Here is a 13,313-nt window from a genome sequence, read left to right as displayed (position 1 = left end):
GTTATGGATGCAGGATTTATGGACTATGTAAAACAAGGTGGTTTAGCGGCGTATCCCCTCGTATTGTGTTCTGTTATCAGCATTGCGATCATAATCGAGAGAAGCTGGTACCTGATAGTGACAAATAGCAAAGTAAAAAAACTTGTTAAAGAACTTTTTGAGTTGGTTAAAAAGAAGGATATTGAAAAAGCTGTTCTGATATCAAAGTCACACCCTGTTGGGGCAATATTTGAGAGCGTTATTAAAAATTGGGGTAAGCCGATAGATAACATTGAGACGATCGCTGAACGCAAAAGAATGGAAAATGTAATACAGTTTAAAAAGTATGTATGGGTTTTAGGTACCGTTGGCGCTATTGCTCCTTTTATCGGTTTGATGGGTACCGTGCTCGGTATTATGGAATCTTTTAAGAGTATAGCCATGAGCGGGTCCGGCGGTTTTACGGTTGTGTCGGCAGGGATATCGGAAGCTCTCATTGCTACTGCAGGAGGTCTCGTTATCGCTATCTATTCGGTATTTGCGTATAATTTTTTTACCGTGAAGATTAATAATCTTGCAACATATATAAAGATGAATACGGAAGACTTTATTGAAGACTTAAAGGACGTAAAATAATGGCTATTACGAATCCTTCAGATCAAAATAGTGACTCGATCTTTGCTGAGATCAATATTACTCCTCTTACCGATATATTTCTTGTGCTTCTCATAATCTTCATGGTGACAACAACAACAATTGTTATGCAGGGCACAAATGTCAATCTCCCCACATCTTCAAAAGGTGCCGGACAACCAACGGGAATTATTATTACGATTACCAAAGATAATCAGATAATGGTAAATGACAAAGAAGCGACAATTGCCGGTCTGGGTAAAACCATCAAGGAAGAATTAATAAAAGCGAAAGATAAGGTAGCTATACTAAGGGCAGATAGATCAGTTGATCTGGGAGAGGTTGTCAGAATAATGACTATTGCTCAACAAAGCGGTGCAACAAAGCTCGCTATTCTTACCAAGCCCGACGAAGATGAACCTGCTGTTTCGAATAACAGCCCTGCTGCACAATGAGGTGAATGCATGGAAAACATTTTACGATCAATTCTAAAGACTGAAACACATGCCGAAGATATTGTCAAAAAAGTCCGTAAAGAAGCTCAGGCTCTGCGTTTACAGGCTGAAACTGATGTGGAAAATATCAACAAAGAATATGAAGAAAAAACGTGCCGGAGTGTTAAGGAGATAACTGATAAAGCCGAAGAAGTTGGACGAGCATTTTTTGATGATGCAATGACAAATGTCCAAGTACATGCGAGTAAAGTTGAAGAAACTGCACGAAAAAAATATGCCAGTGCAACCCAAGCGTGCTGGAAAATACTTTTAGGTGAAGATACATGAGTGCGCGGATAGTTGATTACGCTTTTCTGAATTCTAGGCTTTCTGGAATGTATGCCGGTATATTAAAACCCGATATTGTTGGCCAGCTCATGAAGTCTGAGGGGGTCGGCGGTTTTTTTAAGGTTTTAAGAACGACCGAATACAATAAATTCCTTTTCGGTATTCGTCCGGAACAGGTCAATACCATGCTCCTTGAACTTGTTCTGTATGCTGGTCTTTTTGATTGTTCTCAGAAGATTGTTCCGTATTTGAAATATACTCACGATAAAGAGTTCATGCAAAAGGTGCTCCTCATATTTGAACTCCGTAATGTAAAAACTGTTCTCAGGGGAAAGATTGCCGGTAAATCTATAGATGAAATCCGTAAAGATCTTATGCATGTCAGTGAGCATAATCAAATAGATATTGAATTCTTGCTCCGCACAAAAGATATTGATGAAGCTGTAGACTATCTCAGCGCGCAGGAATCTATTGGCAGTATCATACAGTTTGCACACCAAAGGTATAAAAAGGATCAAAGCATTTTCGTGTTGGATGCAGCAATAGACGTTCATTATCTTCTCTATCTGTATCAAGGGGTAAGCCTGCTTCAAGGATTTGATCAGCCAAGACTGAAACAGTTTTTTGGCTCTCAAATGGACTGTAATAATATTATATGGGCACTCAGGTTAAAGTATCTGTATGGTCTTGAGCCTCCGGAAATTCATGCGCTCCTTATTCCTGAAAATTATCTTTTGACGCATGAGCAGTCAAAAGCTCTTATCCTGCAGGAGAATATTCCTGATGCGTACACGGTTTGCTCAAAACTACCGTATATGAAACAGGTAAGTTCTGAAAATATAAGTATAGAAAGCTTTGAAAGAGGGTTTGGTTTCTACATGAAAGATATGGCGCGCGACATGTATAGGCGTGATACATTCTGTCTAACAAGCAGTATAGCGTTTCTATGGATAAAAAAAATGGAAGTAGCTGATTTAGTAAAAATACTTGAAGGAAAAGAATACAATCTTTCATACGAAGATATTAGAAAAACACTGGTGTTTTTATAGCACTAACAGACTATGTCACAATAGGTTTCGTGACGAGAAAAACGAGATACGAGTCGAGGCAAGAAAGACAAGTAAAATGCCCGCAAGCGTAGTCTCGGCACTACGTTGAGGACTTTTTGCGAGTCTGACGCAGACGCAGGCCGCATATCGTTTTTTGTAGTAGAAACACATTGTTACACAGTCTGTAATGGCAGATTTATTTGGGAAAAGTATATGTTTAAACCTGCACGAATGGTTAGTGTTAATATTATCGCCTTAAATGACGATACCCAGCACGTTACATCTCTTCTTGCCAAAGAAGGAGTTGTACACCTGTCGAATCTTGGAGCTATTTCCGGTGTAGAGTATGTGTCGACAATGCCTCAGAAAGATGCGCTTGAAAAGCGCTATAAAAACGCTGAGCAAAGTCTTAAGCGCATTGAAGAAGTTGTTAACGAAACCATAAAAGGCGAAATATCTCCTGATACTATGCAGTACGATCTTTTGCGGGAGATAGATATTATTGAGAACGCGCTCAAAGAGATTATTTCTAAAGTTGACGGCATTTTCGCAAACAAAAAAATGTTCGAGGAAGAAATACGCAAATATAAGGATCTGGCGATATGCGCTAAATATTTACATTCACGTAATATCAATATCGAACATTTTGAAAATCTTGAATTCCTGTTTCTCAAGCTGGGATTCCTTCCATCGGACAAAATGGAGTCACTAAAAAGAGGTATTGGTGATACAACGCTTATTGTTTCACTCGTTGAAAAAGGTGCAAAAACATTAGTGGCAGTTTTGGCTTTGAGAGACGATGAGAAAGCTGTTAACAAGGTTTTAGAGAGCGTATTCTTTCAGGAAGTCATTTTTCCTGTTGATCTTGAAGGAAAATCGCATGAAATTTACCTGCATGTTGAAAAGAGAATTGCCGGTTTCAAGCATGAGCTCGCACAGCTTAATAATCAGATTAAAGAACTGCATAAGATATATCATGATCAATTACAGCGCATTGCCGATGCTATTGCGTCAGCACAGCTGCATTTTTATGCCAGAGGATATTTTAAATCTACCCGAGACCTTGTGTTAATAAGCGGTTGGGTGCCTAAAAAAAGGGTTGAGCAGTTTGAAACTTCGATTACCGCACAGATCGAAAATGTTCTTGTCCTAAAAGATTATTCGCTTAAATCAAAAATAAATATACCCACAAAACTTGAGAATGTCTGGTTTATGAAACCGTTTGAAGGGCTGATATCAGTGTATGGTTTGCCGGACTACAAAGAGGTTGATCCGACATTTTATGTGATGTTAGGGTTCTCACTCATGTTTGGAATGATGTTTGGTGATCTCGGGCAGGGGCTCCTGCTTTTGCTTGTAGGGATAATCGTACGCAAAAAGGTAAAATCCCGTATGGGGAAAAGCCTTGGTTTTATGCTCGGAACATGTGGTGTCATGGCATCGATCTTTGGTATATTTTTTGGCAGCATTTTCGGTTTCGAACATGTTATACCGGCACTTTTATTCAATCCGTTTGAAGAAATCAATCTTATGCTGGCGGTAGGAATATTTTTCGGTGTCGGTTTTATTAGTGTGGGTGTTTTGATCAATATTATTAATATGTTCATGCAGGGAAAGACGGTTGACGCGCTTTTAGGACAAAAAGGCCTTTCAGGTATGCTGTTTTATTTCGGTTCAGTCTTGACTGTTTTTGGGCTGGTTATGAACTATTCGTTTGCGCAAAACATCCTGGTCGTCCTGCTTCTGATTCTTTTGCCTCTTGTCTTTGTTGCCCTCAAGGAACCGGTAGAGTTTTATGTTCATCGTATGCACGAAAAGACGCTCAAAAGGGAGACTATTGAAGAAAAAAGCGGTTTAGAGATTTTCGTTATGTCAATAATGGAAGTTTATGATACTATACTCGGATATTTGAGCAACACCATGAGCTTTATGCGTATTGCCGCTTTTTCACTGAACCATGTTGGTCTTTTGATAGCTGTTTTTACGATCGGGGAAATGTTTGATCCAAATCATGATCATACAGGTATTGGTTTCTGGATAACGGTAATTATAGGGAATATTTTTGTTATCGTTCTAGAGGGCATGATCGTGACGATTCAAACACTGCGTCTGATATACTATGAAGGTTTTTCTAAATTTTTTAGCGGGAATGGTATGGAATATAAACCTTTTAGCGTATCGCAAAATGATGATACTGCTATGGAATAATATAAATCAAACGGTAATTTTAATAAGGAGGGAACAATGGGGTTTTTAGCTGGTAGCATGGTTTCATTATGGGTTGTTTCAATCGGTGCGCTTATTTTTGTTGGGTACTATCTTTCAAAGAAAGAGATGATATCCGAGAACATGAAACGGTATTTAAAAAAAGTTATTTACGGTGTTATTGGTTTTAACGTTGTGTGCGGATTTCTTGCGACTTTGGGGATGTTCTTTTCGGTTTCAAGCGTCTTTGCCTCTGAAACTGGGGGAGAGGTTGTTGCACAGACGATAACAATGGCAAAAGCGCTTGCGATATTCGGTATTGGTCTTCCGACAATTGCTTCATCAATTGGTGCTGCATATGCTGTTGCAAGTGTTGGATCTGCCGCATTGGGATCAATCACTGAAAAACCTGAGTTGTTTGGTCGCACAATCGTGTATGTCGGACTTGCTGAAGGTATCGCGATTTACGGTGTTATTATTTCGATTATGTTACTCGGAAAGATATAAAATGGCGGATAAGCATTTTATTAGGTGAAACGATGTTTGATCAGCCATATTAGGTAGGGGATATGAAGATTGCTGTTGTTGCACAACCGGAACTCGCTCGTGGATTTGCGCTTTTAGGGGTCGAGGTGTTTGGCGTAGAAAAAAGTGATGAAGTGCTTGCACATGTTCATACGCTTATAAAACGCGCTGATATTGGTCTTATATTGATAACGGAACGTTTATACCGAGCTCAGGAAGATCAACTTTTAAAGTTGCGTCTGGAGACAAAGGTGCCGGTTATTATGGATATACCGGACATGTCAAAACCTCAGCAAAAACTTGAATCCGTTGCGGATTTTGTACTTAAAAATACAGGGATATCGATTTAATGGAATCACTTGAGAAACAAAAGACATTACTAGAGAAAAAGATAGTTTCTCGTGCTGAAAATATTCGTGACGAAGAAACAAAGAAGGCCCGTGAATATGTCGAGCATGTTGTAGAAAACGCCAGAGGACAAGCGGAAGGTGCTCTTGATCTTGCGTTACAGGAAGCGAAAGCAAAAGCAAAGCTTCTCGAAAGAGAAAACAAGGCTCATGCAGAGCTTGAGACAAAGCTGCACGCATTAAAAACCAAAGATAAGATCGTTCATGAGGTGTTGAATTCACTTTGGGACAATGGTCCTTGGTGTGACGAAAAAAAATATACAGAGATAGTATACGATCTTGTTGAAGAAGGGCTCATGAATCTGGATTACGATATTGTTTTTATGAGCGTTGGTGACAGTGAGCGCACACTCATGACTCAAATCGTGATCCGCGATTTTGAAAAACGATTTTTGGAGAAAACGAATCGAAAAGTATCTTTGAAGTTATTGAAGGAAACACTGCTGCAACCCGGAGGCGTTATTATGGCCAATGATACGAGTTCTGTTATCTATGATAATTCGTGGAGTGCTCGTGCCGAGAGGCTAAAAGAGTGTTTGTATATGACCATTGCTGATATTGTTTTTGAATAATATGAGTTGGAGGAGCAATTGAAAAAGATCGGTGAAGTAGAAATGGTTAATGGTCCAATTGTCGTTGGATCAGGTGCATTTGAAGTGAAGATTTCGGAGCAGGTGTATGTTGGAGAGCTCCATCTTATAGGAGAAGTCATTAAATTTGAGGAAGATCTTCTCACATTACAAGTTTATGAAAACACAAGCGGGTTAAAGCCAGGAGCAGCTATCTATACCAGTGGGCATCCTCTTTCAGTTGAGTTAGGACCGGGAATATTGTCCAAAGTGTTTGATGGTATCGAACGGCCGCTTGAAGGTATTAAAAAACTATCAGGAACATTCATTAAAAGCGGTATTATGATCGGTGCGCTTGATAAAGATGTTAAATGGCCTTTTGTTCCGACAGTAAAAAATGGAGACCAGATAGCTGAGGGAGGCATTCTTGGTACGGTAAAAGAAACAGAGCTGATCGATCATAAGATATTAGTTCCTCCCGGTATAAGCGGTAAAATCACATTCATTGCTGATAAAGGCGAGTATACGGTAGAGGATATTGTTGCCAAGGTAGAAACGGCCCAAGGAGTAAAAGATCTTACCATGGCGCAACGCTGGCCGATCAGAACGCCTCGTCCCTATCGGGAAAGAAAGTTCCCTGATGTGCCGCTCGTTACCGGAATGCGTATTGTTGATACACTTTTTCCCATTGCAAAGGGTGGTACAGCAGCTATTCCCGGACCGTTTGGTTCAGGGAAAACGGTTGTGCAGCAACAATTGGCAAAGTGGTGCGACGCCGATATTATTGTATATATTGGGTGCGGTGAACGCGGAAACGAAATGACCGATGTTTTACGTGAATTTCCAAAGCTTATTGACCCGAAAAGCGGGCTGCCGCTCATTCAAAGAACAGTGCTTATTGCTAATACGTCTAATATGCCGGTGAGTGCCCGTGAAGCATCAATTTATACCGGCATGACTATTGCCGAGTATTTTCGTGACATGGGATACCATGTTGCCATTATGGCTGATTCTACATCGCGTTGGGCAGAAGCGTTGAGAGAATTGTCCGGACGATTGGAAGAAATGCCTGCAGAGTCGGGTTTTCCAGCGTATTTATCGAGTCGTTTATCTGCCTTTTATGAGCGTGCAGGGTATGTCGAGACACTTAACGGAAAAACATGTTCTTTGACCATAATCGGCGCGGTATCTCCTCCTGGAGGTGATTTTACTGAACCGGTAACGCAGTATACAAAAGGGCTTGTGGGCACGTTCTGGGCGCTATCGAAAGAACTTGCCGACTCAAGACATTATCCTGCAATAGGGTGGATTAAGAGTTTTAGTTCTTACTCGGAATATTTGGCTAAGTGGTGGGAATCTAACTATAATCCGGACTGGTCAAAAAGCCGTAAACTAATAATGTGGATTTTGCAGGAAGATGATAAATGCCAGAAAATAGCGAAACTGGTCGGCCCGGAAACGCTTCCGGACGATCAAAGGTTCTTAATGGCTGTTGCATATTTAATTAAAAATGGGTTTCTTATGCAGGATGCGCTTGATCCGATAGACATGTATGCAACACCTCAAAAACAGGAAAAATTGCTGGAAGCGATCGTTAAGTTTTATCAGATGGGTAAAGAGCTCGTCGAGTTGGTCGTGCCGATAAAGCGTATTACAGGACTCAGGAGCTATTCGTTGATACAACGCTTGAAAATAGAAGTAGAGAACGAGCATGTTGAAAAGATCGATGATTGTATTAATCAGATTGATACGGAGATGAAGGAATTAAAAAGTGAGTTTTCAAGAAACCCTACGGCGAGCGTTTCCGGATAATTTATAATAACCGTACAAAGGTAATAGCTATGAAAGATACCAAAGGAAGAGTATATAAAGGGCTTGATGAGATCATTGATCCGATTGTAAAGATAAATAATGTGAGTGATGTGGCATATGACGAGGTCGTTGAGATGAAACTGCGTGATGGGGCAACACGGCTGGGGAGAGTCATGAAAGTTTCACGCCAGTCAGCTCTTATTCAAGTATTTGAAGGTACCAGCGGCATGACGATGAAAGATACCTATGTTAAATTCCTGGGTAAATCTTTTACGATAAATGTTTCAACAGATATGTTAGGGCGGATTTTTGATGGACAGGCACGACCGATAGATGGTGGTCCTCCCGTTACATCAGGTGAAGTGCGGGACATAGGGGGCTTACCAATAAATCCTTCATCACGTGAATATCCGGACGATTTTATTCAAACAGGAATTACCGCAATTGATGTGATGAATACACTTACCCGAGGACAGAAATTACCTATTTTTACGGGAAGTGGTCTCCCCCATAATAAACTGGCGGCACAGATAACCAAACAGGTGCGGATCACCGATGAAGATAGTCCTTTTGCGATCGTTTTTGTTGGTATGGGGCTCAAGCATGATGAAGCATTTTATTTTAAGGAGAGTTTCCGTCAATCTGGTGCGCTGAATAATGTTGTTATGTTTTTAAATCTAGCGGGTGACCCTGCTATTGAAGCGGTTATTACTCCTCGTGCGGCATTAACTCTTGCTGAGTATCTTGCTTTTGAAAAAGACATGCATGTATTGGTAATAATGACCGATATGATAAATTATTGTAATGCCCTGAGGGAAGTTGCAAGCTCACGCGGTGATTTGCCTGCACGAAAAGGATATCCCTCCTATCTCTACAGTGATCTTGCTGAAATCTATGAGCGCACCGGCCGTGTGTCAGGGTGTAAAGGATCCATAACGCAAATACCGATTCTCAGTATGCCTAATGACGATATTACTCATCCGGTTCCTGACCTTTCAGGATATATTACTGAAGGGCAGATAGTGCTGGATAGGAGACTTTCGCAAGTAGGGGTCTACCCTCCTATAGCGGTGTTGCCGTCCCTATCGCGATTGATGAAAGACGGTATTGGTAAAGGTAAAACACGTGTTGACCATGCGCATTTATCGAGCCAACTGTACGCGTCATACGCGAAGGTACAGGAGATCAGGAGTTTAGCGTCAATTATTGGGGAAGACGAACTTTCTGAAATTGACAGGGATTATCTTGAGTTTGGAGAAGCCTTAGAAACACGTTTTTTACAGCAGGGTGAAGACGAAGATCGTACGATAATCGAATCGCTTGACCTGGGATGGAATATCCTCTCTATTTTACCGCCGAGTGAATTGACACGTGTAACACAGGATGAAATCCAGAAACATCATCATTTTGTAAAAAAATAAAAAAATAGAAAAGAAAGACCAGAGACCACCGACCGCAGACCACAGACCAAATGTATTTTAGTCTGTAGTTCGGAGTTCGGAGTCGGGAGTTTGAAAAGTGGCTGAACTGCTTGATGTAGCACCAACAAAAGCGAAGTTAATAGATTTAAAAGAAACACTTGAATTTGCAAAAGTGAGTCATGATCTTCTTGAGCGAAAACGTGAGATTCTTGTTTTAGAGCTCTTGAATAGGATAGATATCTTGAAGGGTTCTTTAACCAAACTTAAGATGGATCTCGCTCAGGCGTACCAAAGTATTGCTCATGCGGTTATGTCTATGGGGCCACATATGTTTAATCAGATCGCTTTTTCTATCCCGTCGGATATTGAAGTCAAGGTTGTGCCTGCAAGTGTTATGGGTGTTAATATACCGATGGTAGATGTTGAAAAAGGCCGTTTTGAGCTTCGTTACGGGTTGATGGGTACGCCCGCCTCACTTGATGAGGCTCGCAGAAAGTTGTTTGAAGCGATGTATGCTATTTGTGATCTTGCTGAAGTGGAAACAGCTGTATATAGAATAGCGCTTGAATTTAAAAAAAATCAGATGAGAGTGAATGCGCTGGAGAATATATACATACCGCGGTGTGAAAATACCATTAAATTCATAGAAGATATTCTAGATGAAAGAGATAGAGAGGAGCTCTATATCATAAAGAAGGTGAAAAAACGTAAAGAGAACATGCAAAAGCTGAGGGCATGATATTGACGTATTATTATAAAAAATATTTGACACAATCAATATTTTTGGTAGGATCTAACCTGTACACAAAATAATGCAGTAGAGATTTAAGCTCGTTAGTTTATAAAGGAGGAAATAGGATGTCTACGAATAAAGATGAAGTTTTCGAAAAAGTGAGAGAATGTCTTGTTCAAGCATTGGGTGTTGATCCGGATGAAATTGAAACAGGATCTTCTTTAACAAGGGATCTTGGTGCTGAATCAATCGATTATCTTGATATTGTTTTTCGTCTTGAGAAGACATTTAAGATAAAGATACCGCGTGGTGACCTTTTTCCTGAGAATCTTCTCACAAACGATGAGAATGTGAAAGATGGGAAGATGACTGAAGTGGGGTTGTTGAGACTGAAAGAAAAAATACCTTATGCGGATATAACTGAATTTGAAAAAAATCCAGTTATAAGCGATTTTGGTAATTTGTTTACCGTTTCTATGTTGGTTAACTACATTTCTGACAAGGTAAACGTTCCTTCATAATTATTGATGTACAAATGTAGTTCATATGATCCCCGGAAGTGTCTTTCCGGGGATTTTTTCTTAACGGTATCAGAGGAACTCCCATGGTAAAGAAAATATTGTTTACTGTTCTTATGAAACACGCGAAGAAACTTGCTCAAGAATTTGAGAATGCCTCAAAAGATGTCAGAAAGACCCAGCAAAATGTTCTCTTGAAGAAAATTCGCTCTCATCAGGAAAGTGATTTTGGAAAGACATATGGTTTCAAGAATATTACCGATATTGCTTCTTATCGTAAGAATTTGCCCGTCTCTGATTACGCACGTTTTTACCCGTATATTGAGCGGGTAAAAAAGGGAGATCTGGGCGCGCTGTTTGGTAAGGGCGCAAAAGTAATTATGTTTGCGCTTACGAGCGGCACCACGAGAGAACCTAAATATATTCCGGTAACACATACTTTCTTGCAGGATTATCGCCGCGGATGGTTCGTGTGGGGGCATTATGTGTATACGGATTACCCTGCTATAATCGATAAAACGTTTTTTCCTATTACTTCGGCATATGACGAATTTTGTACGGATAAAGGAGTGCCCTGCGGTGCTATTTCGGGACTTTCCGCTGAAAAGCAGAGTTGTATTGCCAAGCTTATCTATAGTGTTCCATCCAGAGTGTATAAAGTCCGTGATGTTAGCTCAAAATATTACCTTATGATGAGGATTGCGATATCAAAAGATGTGCGGTCACTCACCACCGCAAATCCGAGCACGATACTTACCCTAGTAAAACTGGTAGCAGCTCAAAAAGAAACGTTCGTGCGCGATATCCATGATGGGACAATTTCGGATCATATTCAGATATCTTCAGAGCTGAGGGACAGTCTTAAAAAATGTATTCGTCCCAATAAAAAGCGTGCTTATGAATTAGAACGATGCATTGCGAAATCAGGAGATCTTTTACCGAAAGATTACTGGCCGCATATGGCTCTTCTTTGCAACTGGAAAGGTGGCGCGCTTTCAACCTATCTTGATTCATATCCGCATTATTTTGGAGATACGCCGGTTCGTGATATAGGGCTCGTTGCATCTGAAGGGAGGATGTCAATTCCTATGGATAATAATGGGGCAAATGGTGTTTTGGATATCCAAAGTCAATTTTTTGAATTTATCCCTGAGGAAGAAGCCAGTAAAGAAAACCCCACGGTTCTTACTGCTGATGAACTGATAGTCGATAAGAAATATTTTATCTTGCTTACGACATCAAGTGGTCTGTATAGATATAATATCCATGATTTAGTTGAAGTAACCGGTTTTTATCATGAAGCGCCGATAATACGATTTTTAAATAAAGGTAAACACATATCATCAATGACCGGTGAGAAGGTTACCGAATTTCAGGTTGTCGAGTCTGTTAGAGAATCGGCGCATACCTGTGGCGTTGATATTGATACATTCACGTTTATTCCGTGTCCTGGTGAGCGGCCTTATTACACGTTTGTTATTGAGGAACATAAGATTGCCCGCGATGAAATCGCAAAGAGATTGATCGGTGAAATTGACAAAAATTTAAAGAAAATGAATATGGAGTACGAAGGCAAGCGTAAATCACATAGAATTTTTAATCCGACGGTGAGTATTGTTCCAAACGGGGCATTTGATACTATTAAGAAAGATCATACAGAGAAACAAAAGGGGAGAGTTGAGCAGTATAAAAATGTTTTTCTTTCATCAGATAATGAATATATGAAAGCATTTGATATTATAAGAGAAATTTCATATAATGGTGGCTCGTTGTAAATATTTGACTTTTGTGTAACGATGCAATTTATTGAAGAAAAGAGGTGTTTTATGACAACAAAAATAGTCGATGGTATAGAATACGAAGTTATAACGCCATTACAATCAATTATAAAGAAAATAGTGCTTAATCCATTTATTAATTATATTTTGCCGCGCGCATGGATACTCCATACAATTGAGAACTCAAAGTGTGACCTTCTCAAAGAATCTGTTGCGCGTCCGGGCGGATGGCGATCGATGGAAATAAGTTACGAAAATGGTCAGTATAAAGATTTTCTTGATATGGTAGCGCTCAGACACAGCATCTTCCCCATGGGTTTGCGTAACAGAAAAAAGCTATTTTCTAAAGTTATTGCCGAATTGATAAAACGGTATGCTCCTGACGGACATGTAAATATTCTTGGTATTGGGGCAGGAAGCGGCGCAAACGTGATGAGCGGTATGGTGCTCTCCGAGACAGAGAATGTATCAGCTTTCTTGATTGATCTTGATTCTGATGCTTTTGAATATGGAAAAAACCTCTGTAAATCATTAGGTCTTTCTGATGGTGCCGTTAGTTTTATACAAGGTGATGCTATCGATGTGAAAACGCATATACAGGTCAGTCCACAGATCGTGAAGCTTATCGGTATTATTGAATATCTTAGTGATGCTCATGTGGAAAGTTTGATGAAAGTTGCCTACGGGGCACTTGTTGACGGTGGCAGTATTGTCACTCACAGCATATCAGACAAGCATGGAGTTGATCCGTTCGCCCGAAGGATATTTAATCTGCAGCTACGCTATCGGACAGTCGATGAGGTTTGCGCACTCCTTAAAAAAGCCGGTTTTAGCAATTTTAAAGTTCAGCATGAACCGCTTGGAATATATTCTTTAATAAGTGCAGAAAAAGGAAAATAGGA

The 13,313-nt window shown here is 40.1% G+C and carries 14 protein-coding genes; all 14 read left to right on the top strand.

Translation table 11 applies throughout. The features are described from left to right. Positions 1-3: 3 nt before the first annotated feature. The 14 genes from P9M13_09760 (at position 4) to P9M13_09695 (ending at position 13,311) form a co-directional block, all read left to right on the top strand. Complete coding sequence (locus P9M13_09760) at positions 4-615, top strand: MotA/TolQ/ExbB proton channel family protein (protein MDP8263566.1); 612 nt, start codon at positions 4-6, stop codon at positions 613-615. Then, positions 615-1,067: a biopolymer transporter ExbD gene (locus P9M13_09755; GenBank protein MDP8263565.1), complete on the top strand. Its 453-nt coding sequence runs from the start codon at positions 615-617 to the stop codon at positions 1,065-1,067. The genes P9M13_09760 and P9M13_09755 overlap by 1 nt, the downstream gene beginning before the upstream one ends. Before the next feature lie 9 nt (positions 1,068-1,076). Then, positions 1,077-1,394 carry a hypothetical protein gene (locus P9M13_09750; protein ID MDP8263564.1) on the top strand — a complete coding sequence of 106 codons (318 nt, stop codon included), beginning with the start codon at positions 1,077-1,079 and terminating at the stop codon, positions 1,392-1,394. Beyond that, complete coding sequence (locus P9M13_09745; GenBank protein ID MDP8263563.1) at positions 1,391-2,443, top strand: V-type ATPase subunit; 1,053 nt, start codon at positions 1,391-1,393, stop codon at positions 2,441-2,443. The genes P9M13_09750 and P9M13_09745 overlap by 4 nt, the downstream gene beginning before the upstream one ends. 213 nt (positions 2,444-2,656) lie before the next feature. After that, positions 2,657-4,651, top strand: a complete 1,995-nt coding sequence (locus P9M13_09740; protein ID MDP8263562.1) for a V-type ATPase 116kDa subunit family protein — start codon at positions 2,657-2,659, stop codon at positions 4,649-4,651. 36 nt (positions 4,652-4,687) lie between these two features. After that, positions 4,688-5,155, top strand: a complete 468-nt coding sequence (locus tag P9M13_09735; protein ID MDP8263561.1) for an ATP synthase subunit C — start codon at positions 4,688-4,690, stop codon at positions 5,153-5,155. A gap of 62 nt (positions 5,156-5,217) precedes the next feature. Beyond that, entirely contained in the window at positions 5,218-5,523 is a 306-nt protein-coding gene (locus P9M13_09730; GenBank protein ID MDP8263560.1) for a V-type ATP synthase subunit F, read from the top strand. Further along, the gene (locus P9M13_09725; protein ID MDP8263559.1) at positions 5,523-6,152 is read left to right on the top strand and encodes a V-type ATP synthase subunit E family protein; all 630 of its coding nucleotides are present in this window, start codon (positions 5,523-5,525) and stop codon (positions 6,150-6,152) included. Before P9M13_09730 ends, P9M13_09725 begins: the two co-directional genes overlap by 1 nt. An 18-nt stretch (positions 6,153-6,170) precedes the next feature. Next, positions 6,171-7,961 (top strand): V-type ATP synthase subunit A, encoded by a 1,791-nt coding sequence (locus P9M13_09720; GenBank protein MDP8263558.1) that lies wholly within the window; start codon positions 6,171-6,173, stop codon positions 7,959-7,961. Between the two features lie 29 nt (positions 7,962-7,990). Continuing rightward, positions 7,991-9,382 (top strand): V-type ATP synthase subunit B, encoded by a 1,392-nt coding sequence (locus tag P9M13_09715; protein ID MDP8263557.1) that lies wholly within the window; start codon positions 7,991-7,993, stop codon positions 9,380-9,382. Positions 9,383-9,479: 97 nt separating this feature from the next. After that, complete coding sequence (locus P9M13_09710) at positions 9,480-10,121, top strand: V-type ATP synthase subunit D (protein ID MDP8263556.1); 642 nt, start codon at positions 9,480-9,482, stop codon at positions 10,119-10,121. A 119-nt stretch (positions 10,122-10,240) separates the two neighbouring features. Then, positions 10,241-10,636 carry an acyl carrier protein gene (locus P9M13_09705; GenBank protein MDP8263555.1) on the top strand — a complete coding sequence of 132 codons (396 nt, stop codon included), beginning with the start codon at positions 10,241-10,243 and terminating at the stop codon, positions 10,634-10,636. A gap of 83 nt (positions 10,637-10,719) precedes the next feature. Further along, entirely contained in the window at positions 10,720-12,408 is a 1,689-nt protein-coding gene (locus tag P9M13_09700; GenBank protein MDP8263554.1) for a GH3 auxin-responsive promoter family protein, read from the top strand. A 51-nt stretch (positions 12,409-12,459) separates the two neighbouring features. Further along, on the top strand, positions 12,460-13,311 hold the full coding sequence (locus P9M13_09695; protein MDP8263553.1) for a class I SAM-dependent methyltransferase family protein: 852 nt from the start codon (positions 12,460-12,462) through the stop codon (positions 13,309-13,311). Positions 13,312-13,313: the final 2 nt, after the last annotated feature.

Origin of the sequence: Candidatus Ancaeobacter aquaticus (assembly GCA_030765405.1) — a bacterium.
In the GTDB taxonomy this organism is placed as follows: domain Bacteria; phylum Auribacterota; class Ancaeobacteria; order Ancaeobacterales; family Ancaeobacteraceae; genus Ancaeobacter; species Ancaeobacter aquaticus.
This window is presented reverse-complemented; position numbering and strand designations above follow the sequence as displayed.